A 22,174-nucleotide genomic window follows, 5' to 3' on the forward strand; every position below is an offset into this window, starting at 1 on the left:
GCAGAGCCATTACTTGAAACTCTGCCACTCGAAATCGGTTAACGCCCGATGAGACGGCTCCCCCTACTCGTTTTCAAGGGAGCACCTCCAAAGTGTCGTTCGGGTCATCATCCAGTCGATGCTTTCAGCCAAGGCATCGCTCTCTTTGCTGGTGGGTTGACCGTACTCTTCTTTATCGTAGGTGTTTGACTATATGCTTCATGATGCCGAATGAAGCCGGCATCTGTCAAGCGTTTTTTTCGAGCATGAGTGTGACCGGTCCGTCATTGACGAGTGCGACGTCCATCATCGCCCCGAAGCGTCCCGTCTCGACGACGAGTCCGTTTGACCGAAGTCGTTCGTTAAACTTTTCATAGAGCGTTTCAGCCATGTCCGGTTTCGCTGCCTTTGTGAAAGCAGGTCGTCGCCCTTTCATCGTATCTCCATACAATGTGAACTGAGAGACCGACAAGATTTGACCGGATACATCTTGAATCGATAAGTTCATCTTTTCTTGATCGTCTTCGAAGACACGAAGCCCGGTCACCTTGTCGGCGAGCCAGTTCACTTCTTCTTCTGTGTCTTCATGTGTCACGCCGACGAGAAGCAAGTATCCGGCGTTGATTGCACCGACGACTTCTTCCTCGACTGTGACCGATGCTTCTTTCACTCGTTGCAATAATACACGCACGTTCCTCTTCCTTTCGTCACGTCATCATGACTCGGCTGACCGAATACACGTCTGAGATTTGTTTGATGCGCTCGACGACTTTCTGCAAATGATTCACGTTCGGAATCGAGATCGTCATCGAGATGCGGGCTTGTTTGTTTTGGTCGCCACGACCGCTGACGGCCACGATATTCGTATTCGTCGCCGATACCGCCTGAAGGACGTCGTTCAAGAGACCTGAACGATCATATCCTGTGATTTCGATATCGACGTTATAGTTCTTCTCTTTCGCCTGTCCGACTTCCCATTCGACGTCGAGGAGACGCTCGGGATGTTGTTCGTTGACGATGTTCAAGCAGTCTTTCCGGTGAATCGAGACGCCGCGTCCACGAGTGATGTATCCGACGATCTCATCTCCCGGTACCGGGTTACAGCAACGACTCATTCGAACGAGCATGTTGTCGATCCCTTTGACCGTCACGCCCGCTTCCGTCGTTTTCTTCTTCGGTGCCTGACTGACTTTCAATTCGCTGATCGCTTCAGACAGCTCGAGTTTCGGTTCTTTCCGCTGCTTCTCCGTCAACTTATGTGCGACTTGTGCGGCAGTGATGCCTTGGTAGCCGACCGCGGCGTACATCTCTTCCTCGTTCCCGAAGTTGAATTTCTCGACGACGATACTGAGTGCAGGCTCATCGATCACTTCTTTCGGTTCAAAACCAAGTTTCTTGATTTCCGCCTCGACGAGATCTTTCCCTTTCTCGACGTTCTCTTCACGCTGTTGACGTTTGAACCATTGGCGAATCTTGTTCTTCGCCTGACTCGAAACAGCGAGTTTCAACCAGTCCTTGCTCGGTCCATAACTGTGCTTCGACGTGATGATTTCAATGATGTCACCTGTCTCGAGTTTGTAGTCGAGCGGCACCATCCGACCGTTCACTTTTGCACCAGTCATTCGATGACCGATTTCCGTATGGATCCGGTAGGCATAGTCGATCGGGACAGAGCCTTTCGGCAACTCGAATACGTCCCCTTTTGGTGTAAAGACGTAGAGCATGTCGCTAAAGAAGTCGACTTTAAGCGACTCCATAAACTCTTCGGCATCTGTCGTATCTTTTTGAAGCTCAAGAATCTCACGAAGATGGGCAATCTTCTCGTCGAACCCGTTCGTCGAGACGTTTTTGCCTTCTTTATATGCCCAGTGTGCCGCAATCCCGAATTCGGCGATGAAGTGCATGTCTTTCGTACGAATCTGGACTTCGAGCGGCTCACCCTTCGGACCAATCACTGTCGTATGGAGCGACTGATACATGTTCGGTTTCGGCATGGCGATATAATCTTTGAAGCGTCCTGGCATCGGCTTGTATTGCGTATGGATGATCCCGAGTACCGCATAACAATCACGAATCGAGTCGACGATAATGCGGACCGCCATCAAATCATAAATTTCATTGAATTCTTTTTTATGCTTCACCATCTTGTTGTAGATGGAATAGATATGTTTCGGTCGACCGTTTACGTCGGCATCGATATGCACTTCTTCAAGGACTCCGTTCACTTCCGTGATGACAGAGGTGACGAGTGCTTCTCGTTCCGTTCGTTTTTGTTTCATCATCGAGACGATCTTGTAGTATTGCTGCGGGTTGATATAACGTAACGAAATATCCTCGAGCTCCCACTTGATCGTCGAGATCCCCATGCGGTGGGCGAGCGGCGCAAAGATTTCAAGCGTCTCTTCTGCCTTTTGGACTTGCTTTTCTTTCGGCATATGCTGAAGCGTCCGCATGTTGTGGAGACGGTCCGCGAGCTTGATCAAGATGACGCGCACGTCTTCCGCCATCGCGATAATCATCTTCCGATGGTTCTCTGCGAGTTCTTCTTTTTTCGACTTATATTTGATTTTCCCAAGCTTCGTGACGCCGTCGACGAGCATGGCCACGTCCGGACCAAAATCGTCCGTCAATTGCTGTAACGAAATATCCGTATCTTCGACGACATCATGCAAGAGCGCTCCGATAATCGTCGTGGCATCTAAGCCGATATCAACGAGAATGCCGGCCACTTGGACCGGATGGAGGATATAGGGCTCGCCCGAACGTCGGAACTGACCGGTATGATGAAGTTTTGCGTATTCGTAAGCGCGTTTCACTTCGGCAATATCGTCGTCACCCATATACTCCCCGAGCGCGTCGAGAAGATCCTCAATACTTACGATTTGTTTTTTGGTCATAACATTCGACACCCTTTTTCTTACCGCTCCAATCGACTCAGATTCGTCGCAGCATGGTAGTAGTTTATATTCAAGATTCTATAATTTTTATAACCATTATCGAAAAAATCTGACGACCTGTCAAAGGTTGTAGGTTATTTTCCTCAAAAACTATTCAAAAACGGGAAGCATATGCTTCCCGTTTAAAAATTAGTCTTCGTATCGGATGAGTGAGAAGATGTCATATCCTTCAAGACGCTCACGTCCGCCGAGTCCGTCGAGTTCAATCAAGAACCCGATTCCTGCTACAACTCCACCGAGCTGCTCAATCATTTTGATGGTCGCTTCAATCGTTCCACCTGTCGCGAGCAAGTCATCCAAGATGACGACTTGTTGTCCCGGCTTGATTGAATCTTTGTGCATCGTTAAGATGTCCGTTCCGTACTCGAGACCGTATGATACACGTACTGTCTCACGTGGTAACTTTCCTTCTTTACGAACTGGTACAAATCCGAGCTCGAGTGCGTACGCTGCCGGGCAACCGACGACAAATCCGCGCGCCTCTGGTCCAGCAATCAACTCTGCCCCACGCTCACGTGCATAAGCGACGAGCTCGTCTACTGATTTCTTGTAGACTTCGCCATCTTGCATAAGTGACGTGATATCTTTGAAGCTGATTCCTTCTTTCGGATAATCTGCTACTTCTTTAATATGCTGTTTGAAATCCATTTTATGTGTATGCCTCCTGCATCTTGTTCGATCGCAACGATTGTAACCGCTCTTTGAGCTCTGCCAATGACGCATAAACGAAACGTTCTTCGAGTTGTTGGCGCCCAATCCGGCGTTGATAGCACGGCGCTTCGGTCAAATCGCGTTTCGGTGCTTCTGGATTGACTCCAGGCAGTCCGTCTTCCATTGTAACAAGAAATTCGAGTTCAGAGAATACTTGATGCATAAATTGAATCGTATTTTTTGACCATTTTCGTTCTTTTGACAGACGAATCAGGTTTTCACGTAGATTTTTCCGTTCACATGTCGCCATGTGCACGTAATACGTTCGGAAATCCTCACGTGACGGGAGACGCTCGAAGAACGAGTCCCCTTGACCGAAGGCGCAATAGATTCGCTCGACACCTTCGTGAAGTTTTTCTGCAAGAACCTCTTCATCGTCAGGTAGGTCGAGTAAGACGACGAAACGATTGAGTGGTTCATCTCCTTCATGAAGTGGATAATCTTCGGCTGTTCCTTGGAACGATAAGAATGACGTATGTTCTTTCGGCAAGTCTTTCAACTCTTGTACCGACTTTTTCTTCCCACGGTAATCAAACACCTGGAAGTCATCGACACGTAAATCTTGAATCATGAGCTGAGGTTTTCGCATCCCGTTCCACTCGTTCACTTGAAGACTGCCCATCACCGAGATGTGAGCCATCTGCGAGATTTCTGAGACGACGTGTCCGAACCCGAAGCCGATACCATCGAGTTCACGCTTGTCTCCGGCGAGCTGTACTTTCAAATGTGTCGCGTCACGTCCGATTTGACGAATATCGCGCAGTTTGGCATCCGCAACGACGACCCGTGGAGACGGGTTCCCCATGCCGAACGGTGCCAGTTTCGTGATCTCGGAGATGAGATCGAGCGAGACGTCATTGACCGTCAGTTTCAAATCGACATTGACCCGTGGCACGAATACATCGTCTGGAATCCCTTCTGCTTGACGATTCAACCGTTCACGCAATTCAGCGACGTTCTCGGACTGAAGCGTCATCCCTGCAGCTGCAGGGTGTCCCCCGAAGTGCGGCAAGATGTCTTCATTCTTCGAGAGTTCTTTAAACAAGTCAAACCCGTCAATCGACCGTCCTGAACCTTTCGCCTTCCCTGTTTCCGGGTCGTGGCAAAGGAGGATGACCGGACGATAGTACGCCTCGACAAGACGAGAGGCGACGATTCCGACCACACCCGGGTTCCACTTCTCGCTCGCGACGACGAGTACACGGTCTTCAGTCATGGACGCTTCGACGAGTTCCTTCGCTTCAGCGGTAATCGTTTTGACGATATCTTGACGCTCTTTATTTTGCTTATCGAGTTGCTTCGCAAGTTCGAGCGCTTCCTCGACATGTTCGGCAAGGAGCATTTGGAGCGCCGGCATCGCCGAATCGAGACGGCCCGCCGCATTGATCCGTGGACCGAACGCAAAACCGACCGATTCTTCATTTAATACGCTATCGCCGAGCCCACATACTTCACGTAACGCCAAAATGCCTGGTCGTTTCGAAGCTTCGAGTGCGGCAATCCCTTTTTTCGCAAGCAATCGGTTTTCGCCGTCGAGTGGGACGAGGTCAGCGATCGTTCCGAGGACGGCCAAATCTAGCAATTCCTCTGGCATCCTTCCTAAGACGGCATGTGCCACCTTCAGCGCGACCCCCGCACCGGCGAGCTTATCGTATGGATATCTCGGGTCGATGTGCGGATGGATGATCGCATACGCGTCCGGGAGTGTCTCTTTCGGCTCGTGGTGGTCGGTAATGATCAAATCGACACCGAGGTCTTTTAAGAGCGTCGCTTCTTCAATCCCTGAAATCCCGCAGTCCACTGTGATCACCAAGGTGAAGCCTTCGTTCGCTGCCCATTGGAACGCTTCCTTGTTCGGTCCATACCCTTCTGTGAAGCGGTTCGGGATGTAGCATTCGGCCATGACACCAATTTCGGTCAAAGCGTGCCACATGACCGAAGATGCGCTGACACCATCGACATCGTAGTCTCCATAGATGAGTACCATCTCACCCTCGTCCGCCGCTTGCTTGATGCGGGCTACGACTTTCTCCATCTGCTCGAATAAATACGGGTCATGAAAGACGAGTTCATCCTCGGCATACAAGAATGCCTTGGCCGCTTCTACGTCCTGATGACCTCGCTGAACGAGTAACGTCGCCAGTTGTGCTGATATATTTAATTCGTTTTGTAAACGTGTGACGTCGTCCGGGTTCGTTTCCGGGTAGAGCCACTGTTTCTTCGAATGGTACATGTCCTTCACTCCAATCAATTGTAGATTATAGCAGACCGCGTGAAAGATGTGCTGTCTTGACATTTAAAAAGGTCTCCCGTTTGAAGGGAGACCCACTCGTTACGCCTCTGTGACCGGCGTATCTTTTTTCTTGTTGATGGTCGTACGTTTGATTAACAACCACAAGTATGACGCGATGAAGATAGATGAGTACATCCCCATGAAGAGCCCGATGATCAATGCGAGCGAGAAGCTTCGAATCGATTCGGCACCGAACACGTACAAGGCAATGGCCGTCACGAGTACCGTGATGACGGTGTTGACCGAACGGACAATCGTATCTTGAATCGATTTATTGATGATTGACTCATACACATCCATCGAACGGATCTTCCGTTCTTTTTCATACGACGTGATATTCTCCCGGACGCGGTCGAACGTAACAATCGTATCGTTGACGGAATAACCGATGATCGTCAGGATTGCTGCGATGAAGTATAGGTTGACCTCAATCCCAAAGAGCGAGAACGCGACGATCATGAAGAAGGCATCGTGTAGCATCGCCACCACGGTCGCGACCGCATAAGAGAATTGGAAACGGACTGTGATGTACAGGATGATCCCGATTGAAGCGACGGCTACCGCGTACAAGGCGTTCTTCGCCAAGTCACGACCGACTTGAGCCGACACGGTGCTGATGTTCGGATCGTTCCCGAACTGCTCCGTGAACGCCGTCTTGACGCTCGCAACTTCTTCTTGCCCTAGTTGTCCGACGAACGTCACATAAGCCAAACGACCTTCGTCGGCATATTGGACGCTCGAGATTTCTTGGTCGATCCCTGCATCATTGAACGCTTGCGTAAACTCTTCTTGTGAGACACGCTCTTCCGTTAATACCTCGACACGTGTTCCTGAAGCGAAGTCGATCCCAAGGTTCAATCCTCGGAAGAACAAGAGACCGATTCCGAGAACGACGATTGCCGTCGAGACTAAGAACATCGTGCGCATATGTTTGACGTAATTCCATTCAGTAAGCTTAAAGTTCACGGATTTCACTCTCCTTCACACCAAACCATCCTTTACGTTTGTCGAACAGACGACTTGAGACAAGGAGGTGCATCAAATAACGTGAGATGAATACGTTCGAGATGAACGTCATCCCGATCGAGATCATGAGCATGACGGCGAATCCTTTGACCGAGCTTTGTCCGAAATAGAACAAGACCGCAGCTGAGATGAGCGTCGTCAAGTTGGCATCGATGATTGTACTGAGCGACCGGCGGTTACCGGCACGGAACGCCGATAAGACTGACTTCCCGGAGCGCAGTTCGTCTTTGATTCGTTCCGCCGTAATGATGTTCGCATCGACGGCCATCCCGACCCCAAGGACGAGTGCTGCAATCCCCGGGAGCGTCAAGACCGCGTTAATCCCATTGAAGAACAGCATGATCAAGTTGATATACAAGACAAGTGTGATGATCGACACGAGTCCTGGTAGACGATAGAAGAACAACATGAAGATGAATACGGCAATGATCCCGATAGAAGCGGCAAACACCGTCTCTTCTAATGCGTCTTGACCGAACTGAGCCGATACCGACGTCGAGTAGATTTCATCGAGTTTAACCGGGAGCGCCCCTGCGTTCAAGATGTCGGCGAGGCGTTGTCCGCTCTCCGCATCGATCCCGCCACCAGAGATGATGGCTTTGTCTGACAAGATCGGTCCATTAACAGAAGCGTCGGATACGATTTTCGAGTTCTCTTTTTGAATCTCTTCCTCGTATGTGTCGCCTTCTTCGTAATCGAGCCAGATGACAAGACGGTTCTCAGGAGCAGGACGTTGCGAGATTTCTGACGTCACTTCACCAAACTGATCGGCTGACTGTAGCGTCAACTCAACGACAGGTTGTCCTTGCTGGTTGTAGCTAAGAGCCGCACCACGTGGCGCCAAATCTTTCCCGTCGAGCAAGACGTTGTCGTTCACGTCACGGAACGTCAATTGCGCCGTAGACGAGATGACTTCGCGCGCTTCGTTTTGGTTCGACACGCCAGCGAGCTGGACACGGATTCGGTTGTTTTCTTCGATTCGAACGTCCGGTTCGGATACCCCGAGGACGTTGATTCGGTTGTTGATGGCGCGAACGGTTGCATTCATCGCCGACTCGTCGATGACGTCGCCGTCTTCGAGCGGTTGTACTTCATACAAAACTTCGAATCCACCTTTTAAGTCGAGTCCGAGGTTCGTGTTCTTGACGACCCAAGGTGTCGAGAACACAGCGAGCAGGATTGTCGCAATCATGATGATTGCAAAAATCGCAATATTGCCTTTTTTGTACATACGACTATTTCCTTTCTAAACCACTGTTCTTGATATAACTTCTCTCGTTAACATTACAAATTTTCTAAACATTTATCAATCATTTTCCTAAAATTGTAACGTCTCTTCACTGAAATACCGCCTTAATTTGCGTATAAGACTAAATGTTGCACAAGGGCAAAACTTCATGTATGATGTAGCTATCATCACAACATCAAAGGAGTCTTACCACATGGACAGCACAATTATTTTTGCGTTCCTCCTCACCTTGTTCGCAGGTCTTGCGACAGGGATCGGGAGTATGATCGCATTCTTTGCGAAACGGACGAACACAGCCTTCTTGTCCATCTCTCTCGGATTTTCTGGAGGCGTCATGATTTACGTATCATTCATCGAGATTTTCCCGAAAGCGCTCGTGGAGCTCGTTGGCGCACACGGGGAATACACCGGAACGATTTACACCGTTCTCGCTTTCTTCGGAGGGATGTTCCTGATTGGAATGATTGATAAGTTCATTCCGAAAATGGAGAATCCACACGAGGTCAAATTCGTCGAATCGATGCAGAATGACCCGTCAACGCAAGAATTGGCGACGACAGCGACAAACGAATCGGCCGCGATCAATCATCCCGAGACACAAAATCGCTTAAAGAAAATGGGAATCTTCATGGCACTCGCCATCGGGATTCACAACTTCCCGGAAGGACTCGCGACGTTCATCTCGGCGCTCGATGACCCAGCCGTAGGTGTAGCCATCGCCATCGCCATCGCGCTGCATAACATTCCAGAAGGGATTGCCGTCTCCGTTCCGATTTATTATGCGACAGGGTCACGGAAGAAGGCGTTCAAGCTTTCCATGTTATCCGGTCTCGCCGAGCCAGCTGGAGCCGCAATTGGATTTTTAATTCTCATGCCGTTCTTGAACGACACGGTCTTCGGGCTGTTGTTTGCAGCAGTCGGCGGGATCATGGTATTCATCTCGCTCGATGAGTTGCTCCCTGCGGCCCGTGAGTATGGGCATGCCCATCATTCGATGTACGGAATGGTCGCCGGGATGATCGTCATGGCGACGAGTCTCATCCTATTAATGTAACGAGCAATGCCCTGACGCCTCGCGTCAGGGCATTTATTATCTCGTTTTAAACACATGGACGACATCTTTTAATTCGGACGACATATGACTCATCGTCTCAGCGATACTATTGATTTCCTGAATGGTCGCGAGTTGCTCCTCGACATTGGCCCCCGCTTCTTCGACACTTCGTTGCGTCGAGACCGCATTCGTAGACATATCCTCGACCGAAACAGCGACTTCTGTTGTATTCGCACTCACTTCTTCCGTCGCCGCTGCAATCTCACTCATCTGACGCGACGTCTCCTCGATGACCGATACGATCTCACGGAACGCTGAGGCGACTTCCCCCATTTGGGATACCCCACTCTCGACATGCACGCTCGATTCTTCGAACGCCGACTCCACTTGTTCCGTGTCACGCTGGATGTCCCGGACGACAGTCTGAATTTGAATGGCAGATTGCTTCGATTCTTCGGCGAGCTTACGTACCTCAGCCGCGACGACTGCAAATCCTTTTCCATGTTCACCGGCGCGTGCCGCCTCAATGGCCGCATTGAGGGCAAGCAAATTCGTCTGTTCCGTGATGGCGGTGATCGAACGGGTGATCTTTTCAATTTCAAGCGATTGGTTTGAAAGACGGGTCACCATCTGTTGCGTGAGCTCATTGGCACGACGAATCTCCTGCATCCGTTTCTCCGCTAATTGAACGGTCTCAAGTCCACCGTTTGCCGCTTCAAGTGTATGAATCGTCTGTTCGTTCACCCCTTGTGAGGCTGCCGCAATCTGATTCAATCCATCGACCGCTTGATTCACTCCAATCGTCCCTTCCTCTGCTCGTTTAGACGATCCTTGGGCCGCAACGTTCATCTCTTCGAACAGACGTGAGACACCTTGGGTCGTCGTCGCGACATGGTCCGTGCTCGCGTAAAGTTCTTCAGAATAGGCTGTTACTTTATCTGAGGCTTCACCCACTCGACGAATCAATCCGACGAGGTTGTGTTTCATCTCGTTGAATGCCGTGACAAGATCGCCGAGCTCATCGTTCGAGGCGACCTCAATATCCTCTCCTGTCAAATCGCCGCCTGCCATGATTCGCGCTTGACGGCCAAGTCGATTGATCGGTTTCAAGAAGAGACGTTGCAAGGCAAGCAAGGACAGAATGCCAATCACCACGCCTACAACGCTAATGACAAGCATCCAAAGGATTGAACTTTCCGCCTCGGCCTGTACGGCTTTCGTCTCGGACGCGAGGAGTTCTCCTTTGTATTCGACAAGGTCCGTCACCGTCATCCGAACACGGTCCGTCGTCGGGGTCACGCTCGTATTCAATACCGTCTTGTAGCCGATCTCATCTTGTTGTTGGCGAAGTTCGATGGCACGAGTCATCTCACGGTCCAACAGTTCATTAAACTTCTCTAAATCCCCTAACCAAGACAAGACCTTTTCATCTGAAGACGATGCCTTGAGTGCTGACATTAATTCGTCACGCTGTTCCTGGACACTTTGTAGACTGATGAGTGTTTTCGGGTTGGCGACGAGCATATAGTAGTTTAAATAACGTTCTGCATCGGTCACCGCGAGCGACAGATTTTCCGCCAACAGCATCTCTTGCGTCCCTTCGTTCAGGACTCGGTCGTAAGCAGCAGTTGATTGTCTCAACTGGTATGACCCGAGTGCTCCGACGAGAACGAGCGCGATGATCGTCGGAATCAGCGCAATCGACATCCGTCTTCTGAGAGACGAACGCCCCTTCTGTTTGTTGCTATTTCGCTTCCACGTCCACCCTTTCCACTTCTTCATCGGTCGTACAAATCGTTTCACGTCCATGTCATTTGTGCTCCTTCATCTCGAATTTCTTCTCAATTTGACATTAATGCAAACGTTTTCACGATTCAAACCGATTTTTCGAAATGAGGTGGATGAATTATCAGATTGACATACTTTGTCAAAAAACAGACGTTTTCAACTAAAAAAAGCGTCCGACCATAATGGTCAGACGCTTACTTGCTTATTCCTCAAATGAGGCATTCGCTTTTTTCACGACTTCCGCAACTGCGCTTCGGTTGAAACGGAGAAGCGATTGATCGCATTTCAAAACGACATGTGTGTCTTCGATTTGATGAACGACGCCGTGTAAACCGCCGATTGTGACAACGCTGTCGCCACGCTCGAGGGCGTTTTGCATCGCTTGTACTTCTTTTTGGCGTTTCGTCTGTGGACGAATCAACAAGAAGTAAAATACGACGAAAATCAAGATCATTGGTAATAACGCAACGATTGTTTCCATGAGTAACATTCACCCTTTCCTTCAATATCAGGTTCATTATACCGTGAAACTGAAGCATTGTCACACAATGTCCGACACGTTTGCTTAGAAATTCTTCGCGTTCGGCTTGTTGTAGCCGTATTCTTCGAAGAACTCTTCTTTGAAATCGAGCAAACGGTCTTCGCGAATCGCTTGACGAACCTGCTCCATCAACTTCACGAGGAAGTGAAGGTTATGTGTCGTACATAAGTGAAGGCCAAACATCTCGTCCGCACGAATCAAGTGATGGACATACGCACGCGAGTAATTCTTACACGTGTTGCAGTCACACTTCTCATCGATCGGACCGAAGTCTGTCTTATACTTCGCCTGCTTGATCGTGACACGACCTTTTGATGTCATGAGCGTCCCGTTCCGTGCAATCCGTGTCGGGAGGACACAGTCGAACATATCGATCCCACGAATCGATCCTTCAATCAATGCATCCGGTGAACCGACACCCATCAAATAGCGCGGTTTGTTTTCCGGCATGAGCGGCGTCGTGAACTCGAGAGCACGATACATGACGTCTTTCGGTTCACCGACCGAGAGTCCACCGACCGCATATCCTGGGAAATCAAGTGAGACGAGGTCTTGTGCGCTTTGACGACGAAGGTCCTCATATTCGCCACCTTGGATGATGCCGAAGAGGGCTTGGTCTTCTGGACGTTCATGTGCCTCAAGGCAACGTTCTGCCCAGCGGCTCGTACGCTCGACCGATTTTTTCATGTATTCATGTGTCGCCGGGTAAGGCGGGCACTCGTCGAATGCCATCATGATATCCGACCCGAGCGCATTTTGAATCTCCATCGCCTTCTCCGGTGACAAGAACAACTTGTCGCCGTTCAAGTGGTTACGGAAATGGACGCCTTCTTCTTGAATGTTCCGAAGGTCGGCAAGCGAGAACACTTGGAATCCGCCCGAGTCCGTGAGAATCGCACCATCCCAGTTCATGAACTTATGAAGACCACCAGCTTGTTTGATGACCTCATGTCCTGGGCGAACCCACAAATGGTACGTGTTCGACAAGATGATGTTCGCACCCATGTCCTTGACTTGCTCTGGTGCCATCGTCTTGACGCTCGCTTGTGTCCCTACTGGCATAAAGACCGGTGTCTCGAACGACCCGTGCGGCGTATGGACGATTCCGTGCCGCGCTCCCGTCTGTTTACATGTGTGAATGTGTTCGTATGTGACTGCATGTTTTGTCATTTTGTTACTTCCTTCCTCGTGATGAGCATCGCGTCTCCAAAACTGAAGAAGCGGTATCGTTCTGCGACCGCAGTCCGATAAGCGTGTAAGATGATGTCGCGCGTCGCGAATGCCGAGACGAGCATGACGAGCGTCGATTTAGGGAGATGGAAGTTTGTAATCAATCCATCGATCGCCTTCAACTCGACTCCAGGATAAATAAAGATGTCCGTCCAGCCCGATGACTCGACGAAGTCTCCATGGTCTCGCATAATCGTTTCAAGTGTACGTGTTGACGTCGTACCGACCGCAAAGATGCGACCGCCCTTCGTCCGCACATCTCGGAGCGCGGCTGCCGATGCCTCGGACAACTCGAAATATTCACTATGCATCGTATGTTCTTCGATTGAATCAGCCGTCACCGGACGGAACGTACCGAGACCGACGTGAAGCGTGAGCGGGATCAAGCGAACCCCTTTCGCCTTCGCTGCCTCGAGCAGTTCTTCGGTGAAATGAAGACCCGCTGTTGGAGCGGCTGCACTACCTCGTTCACGCGCATAGACCGTCTGATAACGATCTTGGTCGTCAAGTTGCTCGCGGATGTATGGTGGGAGCGGCATCGTTCCGAGCTCGTCTAAAATCTCGTAGAAGATTCCGTCGTAGTCAAACTTGAAACGACGGCCCCCTTCCGGAAGTTCTTCGACACATTCCGCGCGGAGAAGTCCGTCCCCGAACTCGACGATGGAACCGACGCGAACTTTTTTCGCTGGTTTGACGAGTGCTTCCCACACATCGTCCTCCGTCTGCTTCAACAAGAGTAACTCGACTTTCCCGCCTGTTTCTTGTTTCGCTCCGAAAAGACGAGCGGGTAAGACGCGCGAATCGTTGACGACGAGCGCATCTCCCTCGTTCAAGTAATCGAGCACGTCACGGAAATGACGATGCTCGATGTCTCCTGTCTCACGGTCCAATACGAGCAGACGTGAGCTCGTCCGATCGAGCAACGGAACTTGCGCGATCAACTCTTCTGGCAATTCAAAATCATAATCGTTTACGTTCAATTGAATGTCTTGCATACCTTACTCCTCTTCCTCTTCATAACCAAAATGCGACTTGGCAAACTGTGTGATCATCCGTCCTCGCGGCGTACGCTGCAAGAACCCTTGTTGAAGTAAATATGGCTCATAGACGTCCTCGATTGTCTGAGCATCCTCACCGATCGTTGCGGCGAGCGTCTCGAGTCCGACCGGTCCACCCCCGAATCGCTCCACCATGGCTCGAAGCAATCGGTGGTCGACTTCATCGAGCCCGAGCGCATCGACGTGTAGACGGTCGAGCGCATCAGATGCGAGCACAGGGTCGATTTCTTTCGTCCCGGCTACCTGCGCGAAGTCACGGACTCGACGCAAGAGACGGTTTGCAATTCGTGGCGTCCCTCGTGAACGCTTCGCAATCGCGCCGCTCGCTTCAGGTGAAATCGAAAGGCGGAACAGCTGGGCCGTCCGACTGACAATTGCCGCGAGTTCATGCGCCTCATAATATTCGAGCTTCAACGTGACCCCGAAACGGTCCCGAAGCGGCGCCGATAACATCCCGGCACGCGTCGTCGCCCCGACGAGCGTGAACGGTGGCAAGTCGATGCGGACGCTTCGTGCCATCTCTCCTTGTCCGTAGACGATATCGAGACAATAGTCTTCCATCGCCGGATAAAGAATCTCCTCAATCGTCCGGCTCAAGCGGTGAATCTCATCGATAAACAAGACGTCACCTGGCTCAAGAGTCGAGAGAATTGCCGCCAAATCACCCGGTCGCTCAATCGCCGGTCCGGCTGTCGTCTTGATCCCGACACCCATCTCGTTGGCGATGATTTGCGCGAGCGTCGTCTTCCCGAGTCCCGGCGGTCCGTATAACAGGACGTGGTCGAGCGTCTCACTGCGAAGTTTGGCGGCCTGGATGAAGACCGACAAATTGCCTTTCGCCTTTTCTTGCCCGATATATTGCTCGAAGCGCTGCGGACGTAAGCTCCACTCTTCAGAGTCTTCATATTGCTGATGAGATTGTGACAACAATCGTTCGTCCATAGCTTCCTCCTTATTTCAATAACAGCTGTAGCGCGCGTTTTATGTACGCGTCGGTCGTCAAGATCTCTCCGCTCAATGCTTTGCGGACTTTCGCGATCTCTCGTTCAGAATATCCGAGGGCGACGAGCGCCTCACACGCCTCGTCGAGTTCAGACGCACCTTGCGCGAACAACCCTTCGTTCGGCACATAATCCGGTGCAAGCTCGGATAGCTTTCCTTTCAAGTCGAGTGCCATCTGTTTGGCCGTCTTCTTCCCGACTCCCGGGAACTTAGTCAAATACTTCTCGTTCTCGGTTTCAATCGCATCGATCAACGCGTCGATATCACCCGAGGCGACGATGGCGAGTGCCCCTTTTGGTCCGATGCCGCTGACACTAAGGAGTTTATTGAAAAGCTCCCGTTCCCGGCGTGACCGGAAACCGTATAGCGTCTGTTGATCTTCACGGACGTAATGATGCGTAAACACGATTACATGTTCGTCTTGTTCACGATAAAAAAACGGGTTAGGCACATGTACTTTGTAGCCGACGCCCGAGACATCTAACGTTATATATTCCGCACACACATAGGCGACGGGTCCTTTTACGAATTCAATCACGGTGTACTCTCCTTTTCGGTCGGAAAAACTGCATTTATTGTACCATAACGAGCCATATGAAAAAAGGACAGGCGTTTGCCTGTCCTGAAGCGATTAACGTCCGAGCATGCGTTCAAGTGCGCGTTTTGACCATTCTGTCGTATCAGCATCGACACGAATCACGTTGACAGGATCCGTCTCGAGCGACTCGAGCGCCCAAAGCAGATGTTGCAAGTCGATTCGGTTCATCGTCAGACACGGACACATGAACGGGTTCAACGAGACGATATCGAGGTGCGGGTATGTTGCCGCTAACCGGTTCACGAGGTTCATCTCGGTCCCGACCGCCCATTTCGTTCCCGGTGCACTCGCATCAATCTTGTCGATGATATACGACGTCGAGCCGGCCTCATCCGATGCCTGAACGACGTCAAACGTACATTCCGGATGGACGATGATACGACGATCCGGTTCGCGCTCACGGAATGCTTGAATTTGCGACACCGTGAACTTCTCGTGAACGGAGCAGTGTCCTTTCCACAAGATGACCTTCACTTGCTCGTCATCCCCCTCGGCGACCAATTCTTCACGGAGCGGATCCCATACGGCCATCGCCTCGAGCGGGATCCCGAGATCGTATGCCGTATTCCGTCCGAGGTGTTGATCTGGAAGGAACAAGATGCGTTCGCCTGCCTCAAGCGCCCAACGGACGATTTCATGTGCATTGGACGATGTGACGGTCGCCCCGCCGTGACGCCCGACGAACGCTTTGATGGCCGCCGTTGAATTGACATATGTGATTGGGATGATCCCATCCCCGAATCGTTCCGTCAGTTCTTCCCACGCAATCTCTGTCTGATCGATATCGGCCATGTCTGCCATTGAACAGCCGGCGCGCATGTCGGGCAAAACAACAATTTGGTCATCCCGTGTCAACATGTCTGCCGTCTCTGCCATGAAATGCACACCACAGAAGACGATGAATTCCGCTTCGCTCATCTGTTCCGCGAGCCGTGCGAGCTGGAGCGAATCTCCTGTCGCGTCCGCGAACTGGACGACCTCGTCTTTTTGATAATGATGCGCCGGTAAGAAGAGACGTGTCCCGAGTCGATCTTTGACCGCCTGAATCCGTGTCTCCATTTCCTCCACCGACAGATTAGCGTACGTCGGTGGGAGTGTTCCGAGTAGTTGCATATTTCATTCCTCCTTGTAAGTTCATACTACAGTCGAGCGCTCGCACTGAATGGGTCAATTGACCGAGCGAGATGACATCAATCCGAATCCCTCGATAGTCGGCAATCGTGTCGAGCGTGATGCCGCCGGATACTTCGATCGTGATGTGGTTCGGGATATGACGCACCCATTCTCGTAATTCATCTGGTGTCCGATTATCGAGCATTACAATATCCGGATTCACTTGAATCGCTTGTACGAGTTGGTCGAACGATTCGACCTCGACCTCGATCGGCGTCGTATGCCCTACTTTCGAGCGCGCCGCGTGAACGGCTTCTGCCACACCGCCGAGGGCGACGATATGATTGTCTTTGATCATGACGGCATCGTCGAGCCGAAGCCGATGGTTATAACCCCCGCCGACACGAACCGCATATTTCTCAAGCATCCGAAGTCCCGGTGTCGTCTTGCGTGTATCCGTGACATGAATCGAGTCTTCACCGAGCGCATCGACGCACTGCCGGGTCATCGTCGCAATCCCGCTCATCCGCTGAATCACATTCAATAGGACGCGTTCTGTCTCTAAAAGGACACGGGTCTTTCCTTTCAAGACGATGAGTACATCGCCTGGTGCAATTCGACTTCCGTCTTCTTGACAAGCCACTAAGTCGAGTTGCTGCATGATCGCGAGTTCACGGACGATCGGTTTTCCGCAGAAAACGCCATGCTCTTTCGCGATGACAGTCGCGACTGACTCGTCCCGTTCATCGATCAGTTCACTCGACAAATCACCATATCCGATATCCTCAATCAGAAACTGTCGCAGCTGTTCGCGTAGATAAATCGTATTCATCGTACCTCTCCATTTCGAGGATGCTTTGCGCGAGAAGGCGCGCCGCATCGAGTTGTAAAGTTTGTTCACTTAATTGTCTTGTCACGTGTTTCGTCAAGGTCAACGTTTGGGTATTTTGTAAGAAACATTTCAATTCATCCAAGTTCGGTGAAATCGTCAACCATTTGCCGATTTGATGACGAAACGCCTGAAACGTTTCAGGTGAGATGTCATACACCATCACATCGCTCGTCGCTAAGGATGCATCGTTCACCTGAATCGCCTCAGCGACACGTTTTCCGAACACCCAACATTCCAAGAGTGAGTTCGATGCCAGCCGATTCGTTCCGTGTACACCCGTATCCGCCACTTCCCCGACGGCGTATAGGCCATCGACGTCCGTTCGACCCGATTCATCCACTTCGATTCCACCCATATGAAAATGAAGCCCTGGGCGAACGGGGATTTGTCGAAGGTCGATTCCTAGCTTGTCACACGTCGCAACGAGTTTTGGGAAGCGGTCACGCAGTCGCGTCACCTTTGTCGTATCGAGAAAGACGAGTCCGACATGGTCTGTCAGGACACGCGCCACCACATCGCGAGGAGCGAGACTTCCGAGCGGGTCATGCGCCATCACGTGGTTTCCGGATGCATCGACAAGCTTGGCACCGGCACCACGGAGCGCTTCGGTGACGAGATGTGGTTCCTCGGCAGCAAGTAATGTCGGATGAAATTGAATCCGTTGTAAGTGCGTCAGCTTCGCCCCGCATCGGTTCGCCAAGACAAGCCCGTCACCGGTCACCGTTTTGGCGTTCGAGGTCCAATCGATCAGACCACCGATTCCTCCTGTAGCGAGAATGACTGCACCGGCCTCCATCTGGAGCATTTCCTCATGGTGAAAGGCTAGCGCACCGACAACACGCCCTTCCTTCATCACAAGGTCATGGACGAGAACATGCTCTAGAATGCTGACATTGTCCGGTAACGACCGACGTAACTGTCGCATCACATGTCGACCCGTCTCGTCACCCCCGGCATGAAAGATGCGATGCAACTGGTGTGCCCCTTCTCGTCCTAGGGCATATCCGTCTTCGTCACGATCGAAGCGGACACCGAACCGTTCCATCTCTTCAATCGCTCGACGACCTTCTTTTACGAGAATGTCGACACGTTCTGAGCACGATGTCCTGTTCGAAGCAAGCATCGTGTCTTCTTTATGTGCCTCACTCGTCTCCTCTAGATACGAGCTCGCAATGCCTCCTTGTGCCAAATCAGAGTTCGTCGACGTCACCTCACCCTTTGAGACGAGGAGAACAGACAACGAGGATGGCACATGAAGCGCCGTCGCGACGGCAGCAAGTCCTGTTCCGATAATCAAAATGTCGGTTTTCTTTATCTGTAAAGACACTTGTATATCACCTGTTTTTCATATGTAATGTTGACTTGTAAACTAGTTTCGCATAATTTTGTGTAGAAGACAACATGAGAAAAGGGGAGTCCATGATGAACCGCTACTTCGACTACGCCGCTACACATCCTATGACACATGCAGCATTAGACCATTACGTGGCTATGGCCAAAAACGTTTATGGAAACCCATCATCACTCCACGCACACGGATATATGGCTGAAGACTATTTGACAGAGGCACGACGTTTGATCAAACAGGCGCTCGGGCTTGATATGTTACGAGGGAAATTATTATTCACCGGAAGTGGCTCGGAGAGTAATTACATCGCACTGACGAGCTTACGGAAACGAATGAAAGGGAAAGAAGTGATCACGTCCTGGCACGAACATGATTCGGTTGCCCTCTTACTTGAAGAATGGGAACGAGAAGGGGTCATCGTCCATCGGTTGAAACTGAAGGACGGAAAGTTTGATATGGATACGTTCACGCACTTACTTGACCGTGATATCGGACTCGTCACGCTTCAGCACGTCAATTCCGACACAGGTTGGGTGTTACCGCTCCACCATATCCAATGTCTTCTCAAATATAAGAAGATTCTCTTTCACGTGGACGGCGTACAGGCACTTGGGAAAATTCCCATCTCTGTGGAAGGAATCGATGCTTATTCGTTCAGTGCCCATAAGGTTGGGGGGCCAAAAGGAATCGGTGCCCTCTATATGGAACGCTTGATTCCACCACCTTACTACCCAGGTCATCATCAATATGGGATTCGCCCAGGTACGATCGATGTTCCCGGAATCAGCGCCTTCGTCAAAGCGCTCGGGGAACGTCAGGAGCAATTGACACGTTTTCAGAGAAATTTCATGGCATTTCGTGCTATCTTGAAAGAGAAGACGTCAGCGTATGTCCATTGGCTCGAGTTTGACGAACAAAGTCCCGCTATCTTCTCCTTCGTATCTCATCAACGCGATGGACAATGGTGGATGACCGAGCTCGACGATCTCGGGTTCCAAGTATCAGCCGGGTCCGCATGCCGCGCCGGTCAGAATGGACCGAACCGCATGCTTGAAGCACTCGGATATGAGACGAGCGCATGCCACGGACTCGTCCGCATTTCCTTCGGCGCGCAAACGACCGTCGAAGACACATCGGCCCTCGCCGATGCCATCGTCACTTTAGCAAGGAGAGTCGAACATCATGAACAAACGTTTAGCCGGTGAAGAACGCCGTCGCACTTTACTTCAATTGATCGAATCGAGCAATGAACCGATCACAGGATCTGAACTGGCGAGGCACGTATCTGTCAGTCGCCAAGTCATCGTCCAAGACTTGTCGCTCTTAAAAGCAAAAGGTCACCAAATCGTCGCGACCGCTCGAGGTTACGTCTATTTGCAGGGTGACCTCACCCCGTCTACTTATTCGAAAAAGGTGGCTTGTCGCCATACGGCAGAGGAGATGGAGGCAGAAATGAATGCTATCGTCGATGAAGGGGTCACCATCAAAGACGTCATCATCGATCACCCTGTTTACGGATCCATCACCGGACAACTCATGGTGAAGAGCCGACGTGACGTCCGTGCCTTCCTCGAGCGGGTTAAGGCGCACGGTGCCTCTCCGCTTTCTCAACTGACCGGAGGATTACACGTCCATACACTTGAAGCCGATCATCAAGAAGCAATCGATGCCGCCGTGAAAGAGCTCGACCGGCTCGGTATCCTCGTATCTGAATTAGATTGAAGAGACGTCACGAATATGTGACATCTCTTCTTTTTCTTTTCACTCATGTCCGTTATACTGATGGATGGAACAACTTTCCTGAAATCAACTCGAAAGGAGGACTCGTCATGAACGTCCTCGAGCACATGCTCGCCGTATGCGGTGTTTTCAGCATTCCCATTGGTATCTTCATTCAATTCATCCCGAACGAACTCGTTCTCGCATATGGTGGCTTTCTCGTCGATTCACATGACGCGTCCTTCTTCCTAACGTTCCTACTGGCGTGGTTCTCTTTCACGCTCAGTCAGATTGGTCTTTACTGGATTGGTCGATACGGCGGACGTCCCGTCGCCTTGAAGCTGTATGGATATTTCCGGATTCGCCAAGACAAGCAGCTTCGTGCCGAGCGCTGGTTTGAGAAATACGGGGCATGGATTGTCTGCCTCAGTCTCTTCTGGCGCCAACTGTTCGCCGTGAGTGCGGGCGTGATGCGCCTGTCGTTCCGAAAATTCTTGTCGGTGACGACACTCATTTTCGCCGTCTGGTCATTCGTCTTCATTCATGTCGGGATGATGCTCGGCAACAACTGGCGCATGATCGGTCATTTCATGGACGACATCCTGCCCTTCCTGGCACTGGCCATCGGAATCGTTCTCGTCGTCCGCCATCTTCGCCAGCAACCAAAACATGTGAAAGGATCAGCGTAACCAGCGCTGATTCTTTTTTTGTTGCAAAGGGAAACGCTCACATCTGTCGAATAAGAACTATGTAAGCGAATCGCGGTCACACATACAGGACACCGCACAACGAAAAAGGAGGAATCACCATGTTCCATCGCCGTAAAACGTATACGATTCGACCTGAACGCCTGCAAGAATTCACCGACTTCTTCCATACATACATCTATCCGATTCAAGCGTCCCATGGCGCTCGCCTCGTCGGACGCTGGGTGACCGAAGACAAATCCGAGGTCATGGCATTATGGGAATATCGGGACCGTGAACACTATGAGCAAGTCGAGCGAGATTATCGCGGCAGCGCGTTAAGACGGGATGCCATGAAAAAACGGGCCCGCCTCGGAAAAGACTTGTATATCAAGTCAAGCGAAGAGTTCATGATGCCGACCGGTCACTATACGCCGCCGCGTGCCATCGTTTGTGTAACGGCTTATATTACGAACGAAGCGGGTGAGGTCCTCCTTGTCAAAAACATGCATCGGAACGACTCGTTCGAGATGCCGGGCGGACAGGTCGAAGAACATGAATCGCTCGTCGACGCGATCCACCGCGAAGTGGACGAAGAGACAGGTGTGAAAATCGAAGTGGAAGGCATCACCGGGATTTATCAAAACGTATCGTCCCGTGTCCTCTGCGTCACGTTCCGTGCGAAATATGTGTCTGGAGAACTTCGACCACAAGCCGGTGAAACGCAAGAAGTCGGATTCCACAAAGTCGATGCTCATAATGTCGGCGACTATATCAAACGGGAGCACTTCCAGATGCGCTTCCTCGATGCGATTGATCCCGTCTATATGCCATACGCCATCTATAAAGTACGTCCATACGAATTGATTGAGCGCATCGAGCGCCAATCGGTCTAACGCAAAAAAGGGATGATTCGCTCGTGGCGAATCA

18 protein-coding genes, 1 pseudogene and 1 other annotated feature (1 of these 20 cut by a window edge) are annotated in these 22,174 nt (G+C 51.0%); of the genes and pseudogenes, 5 read left to right on the forward strand and 14 right to left on the reverse strand.

Annotation, left to right across the window (positions count from 1 at the left end; genetic code table 11):
• Positions 1-188, reverse strand: a binding site (T-box leader); it reaches 47 nt to the left of the window's first position.
• Between the two features lie 38 nt (positions 189-226).
• The 5 genes and pseudogenes from dtd to secD form a co-directional block, all read right to left on the reverse strand.
• The gene (dtd, locus tag KNO87_RS05525) at positions 227-670 is read right to left on the reverse strand and encodes a D-aminoacyl-tRNA deacylase (RefSeq protein WP_031421442.1); all 444 of its coding nucleotides are present in this window, start codon (positions 668-670) and stop codon (positions 227-229) included.
• A 16-nt stretch (positions 671-686) separates the two neighbouring features.
• Entirely contained in the window at positions 687-2,876 is a 2,190-nt protein-coding gene (locus tag KNO87_RS05530) for a RelA/SpoT family protein (RefSeq protein WP_074035181.1), read from the reverse strand.
• A 189-nt stretch (positions 2,877-3,065) separates the two neighbouring features.
• Complete coding sequence (locus tag KNO87_RS05535) at positions 3,066-3,584, reverse strand: adenine phosphoribosyltransferase (protein ID WP_214702380.1); 519 nt, start codon at positions 3,582-3,584, stop codon at positions 3,066-3,068.
• A gap of 1 nt (position 3,585) precedes the next feature.
• Positions 3,586-5,943 carry a single-stranded-DNA-specific exonuclease RecJ gene (gene recJ, locus KNO87_RS05540; RefSeq protein ID WP_251126752.1) on the reverse strand — a complete coding sequence of 786 codons (2,358 nt, stop codon included), beginning with the start codon at positions 5,941-5,943 and terminating at the stop codon, positions 3,586-3,588.
• A 36-nt stretch (positions 5,944-5,979) separates the two neighbouring features.
• Positions 5,980-8,197, reverse strand: a pseudogene (gene secD / locus KNO87_RS15610) (protein translocase subunit SecD).
• 211 nt (positions 8,198-8,408) lie between these two features.
• On the opposite strand from secD, the gene zupT reads away from it, so the two are divergent.
• A complete protein-coding gene (gene zupT / locus KNO87_RS05555; RefSeq protein ID WP_214794291.1) occupies positions 8,409-9,269 on the forward strand; it encodes a zinc transporter ZupT in 861 nt (286 codons plus the stop codon).
• A 36-nt stretch (positions 9,270-9,305) separates the two neighbouring features.
• Here the strand turns inward: zupT and KNO87_RS05560 are convergent, their stop codons facing one another.
• The 9 genes from KNO87_RS05560 to KNO87_RS05600 form a co-directional block, all read right to left on the reverse strand.
• Complete coding sequence (locus tag KNO87_RS05560; RefSeq protein WP_214794293.1) at positions 9,306-11,078, reverse strand: methyl-accepting chemotaxis protein; 1,773 nt, start codon at positions 11,076-11,078, stop codon at positions 9,306-9,308.
• A 181-nt stretch (positions 11,079-11,259) separates the two neighbouring features.
• Positions 11,260-11,538: a preprotein translocase subunit YajC gene (gene yajC / locus KNO87_RS05565; protein ID WP_031421435.1), complete on the reverse strand. Its 279-nt coding sequence runs from the start codon at positions 11,536-11,538 to the stop codon at positions 11,260-11,262.
• Between the two features lie 84 nt (positions 11,539-11,622).
• Positions 11,623-12,768, reverse strand: a complete 1,146-nt coding sequence (gene tgt, locus KNO87_RS05570) for a tRNA guanosine(34) transglycosylase Tgt (RefSeq protein WP_214794295.1) — start codon at positions 12,766-12,768, stop codon at positions 11,623-11,625.
• Positions 12,765-13,823: a tRNA preQ1(34) S-adenosylmethionine ribosyltransferase-isomerase QueA gene (queA, locus tag KNO87_RS05575; protein ID WP_271305087.1), complete on the reverse strand. Its 1,059-nt coding sequence runs from the start codon at positions 13,821-13,823 to the stop codon at positions 12,765-12,767. Before queA ends, tgt begins: the two co-directional genes overlap by 4 nt.
• Before the next feature lie 3 nt (positions 13,824-13,826).
• Positions 13,827-14,828, reverse strand: a complete 1,002-nt coding sequence (gene ruvB, locus KNO87_RS05580; RefSeq protein ID WP_214739730.1) for a Holliday junction branch migration DNA helicase RuvB — start codon at positions 14,826-14,828, stop codon at positions 13,827-13,829.
• A 10-nt stretch (positions 14,829-14,838) separates the two neighbouring features.
• The gene (ruvA, locus tag KNO87_RS05585; RefSeq protein ID WP_015881166.1) at positions 14,839-15,426 is read right to left on the reverse strand and encodes a Holliday junction branch migration protein RuvA; all 588 of its coding nucleotides are present in this window, start codon (positions 15,424-15,426) and stop codon (positions 14,839-14,841) included.
• Positions 15,427-15,519: 93 nt separating this feature from the next.
• Positions 15,520-16,599: a quinolinate synthase NadA gene (gene nadA / locus KNO87_RS05590; protein ID WP_214794296.1), complete on the reverse strand. Its 1,080-nt coding sequence runs from the start codon at positions 16,597-16,599 to the stop codon at positions 15,520-15,522.
• Complete coding sequence (gene nadC, locus KNO87_RS05595; RefSeq protein WP_214794298.1) at positions 16,562-17,431, reverse strand: carboxylating nicotinate-nucleotide diphosphorylase; 870 nt, start codon at positions 17,429-17,431, stop codon at positions 16,562-16,564. The genes nadA and nadC overlap by 38 nt, the downstream gene beginning before the upstream one ends.
• The gene (locus KNO87_RS05600; RefSeq protein WP_214794300.1) at positions 17,385-18,818 is read right to left on the reverse strand and encodes an L-aspartate oxidase; all 1,434 of its coding nucleotides are present in this window, start codon (positions 18,816-18,818) and stop codon (positions 17,385-17,387) included. Before KNO87_RS05600 ends, nadC begins: the two co-directional genes overlap by 47 nt.
• Before the next feature lie 95 nt (positions 18,819-18,913).
• Here KNO87_RS05600 and KNO87_RS05605 point away from each other — a divergent pair, with 95 nt between their 5' ends.
• The 4 genes from KNO87_RS05605 to KNO87_RS05620 all read left to right on the forward strand — a co-directional run bounded on the left by KNO87_RS05605 (position 18,914) and on the right by KNO87_RS05620 (position 22,140).
• Complete coding sequence (locus tag KNO87_RS05605; protein WP_214789300.1) at positions 18,914-20,044, forward strand: cysteine desulfurase family protein; 1,131 nt, start codon at positions 18,914-18,916, stop codon at positions 20,042-20,044.
• Positions 20,022-20,561, forward strand: coding sequence for a transcription repressor NadR (locus tag KNO87_RS05610; protein WP_214789303.1), 540 nt, complete (start codon positions 20,022-20,024; stop codon positions 20,559-20,561). The genes KNO87_RS05605 and KNO87_RS05610 overlap by 23 nt, the downstream gene beginning before the upstream one ends.
• Before the next feature lie 107 nt (positions 20,562-20,668).
• Positions 20,669-21,247, forward strand: a complete 579-nt coding sequence (locus tag KNO87_RS05615) for a DedA family protein (protein ID WP_214789306.1) — start codon at positions 20,669-20,671, stop codon at positions 21,245-21,247.
• Positions 21,248-21,366: 119 nt separating this feature from the next.
• Positions 21,367-22,140, forward strand: coding sequence for an NUDIX domain-containing protein (locus KNO87_RS05620; protein ID WP_214789309.1), 774 nt, complete (start codon positions 21,367-21,369; stop codon positions 22,138-22,140).
• Positions 22,141-22,174: the final 34 nt, after the last annotated feature.

This window comes from Exiguobacterium sp. s34, assembly GCF_018617435.1.
Taxonomy (GTDB): domain Bacteria; phylum Bacillota; class Bacilli; order Exiguobacteriales; family Exiguobacteriaceae; genus Exiguobacterium; species Exiguobacterium aestuarii.

Coding starts and splice junctions, on each gene's coding strand:
- KNO87_RS05530 (WP_074035181.1), bottom strand. CDS start 2,876: ATGACCAAAAAACAAATCGTAAGTATTGAGGATCTTCTCGACGCGCTC.
- KNO87_RS05535 (WP_214702380.1), bottom strand. CDS start 3,584: ATGGATTTCAAACAGCATATTAAAGAAGTAGCAGATTATCCGAAAGAA.
- recJ (WP_251126752.1), bottom strand. CDS start 5,943: ATGTCAAGACAGCACATCTTTCACGCGGTCTGCTATAATCTACAATTG.
- zupT (WP_214794291.1), top strand. CDS start 8,409: ATGGACAGCACAATTATTTTTGCGTTCCTCCTCACCTTGTTCGCAGGT.
- KNO87_RS05560 (WP_214794293.1), bottom strand. CDS start 11,078: ATGGACGTGAAACGATTTGTACGACCGATGAAGAAGTGGAAAGGGTGG.
- yajC (WP_031421435.1), bottom strand. CDS start 11,538: ATGGAAACAATCGTTGCGTTATTACCAATGATCTTGATTTTCGTCGTA.
- tgt (WP_214794295.1), bottom strand. CDS start 12,768: ATGACAAAACATGCAGTCACATACGAACACATTCACACATGTAAACAG.
- queA (WP_271305087.1), bottom strand. CDS start 13,823: ATGCAAGACATTCAATTGAACGTAAACGATTATGATTTTGAATTGCCA.
- ruvB (WP_214739730.1), bottom strand. CDS start 14,828: ATGGACGAACGATTGTTGTCACAATCTCATCAGCAATATGAAGACTCT.
- nadA (WP_214794296.1), bottom strand. CDS start 16,599: ATGCAACTACTCGGAACACTCCCACCGACGTACGCTAATCTGTCGGTG.
- nadC (WP_214794298.1), bottom strand. CDS start 17,431: ATGAATACGATTTATCTACGCGAACAGCTGCGACAGTTTCTGATTGAG.
- KNO87_RS05605 (WP_214789300.1), top strand. CDS start 18,914: ATGAACCGCTACTTCGACTACGCCGCTACACATCCTATGACACATGCA.
- KNO87_RS05610 (WP_214789303.1), top strand. CDS start 20,022: ATGAACAAACGTTTAGCCGGTGAAGAACGCCGTCGCACTTTACTTCAA.
- KNO87_RS05615 (WP_214789306.1), top strand. CDS start 20,669: ATGAACGTCCTCGAGCACATGCTCGCCGTATGCGGTGTTTTCAGCATT.
- KNO87_RS05620 (WP_214789309.1), top strand. CDS start 21,367: ATGTTCCATCGCCGTAAAACGTATACGATTCGACCTGAACGCCTGCAA.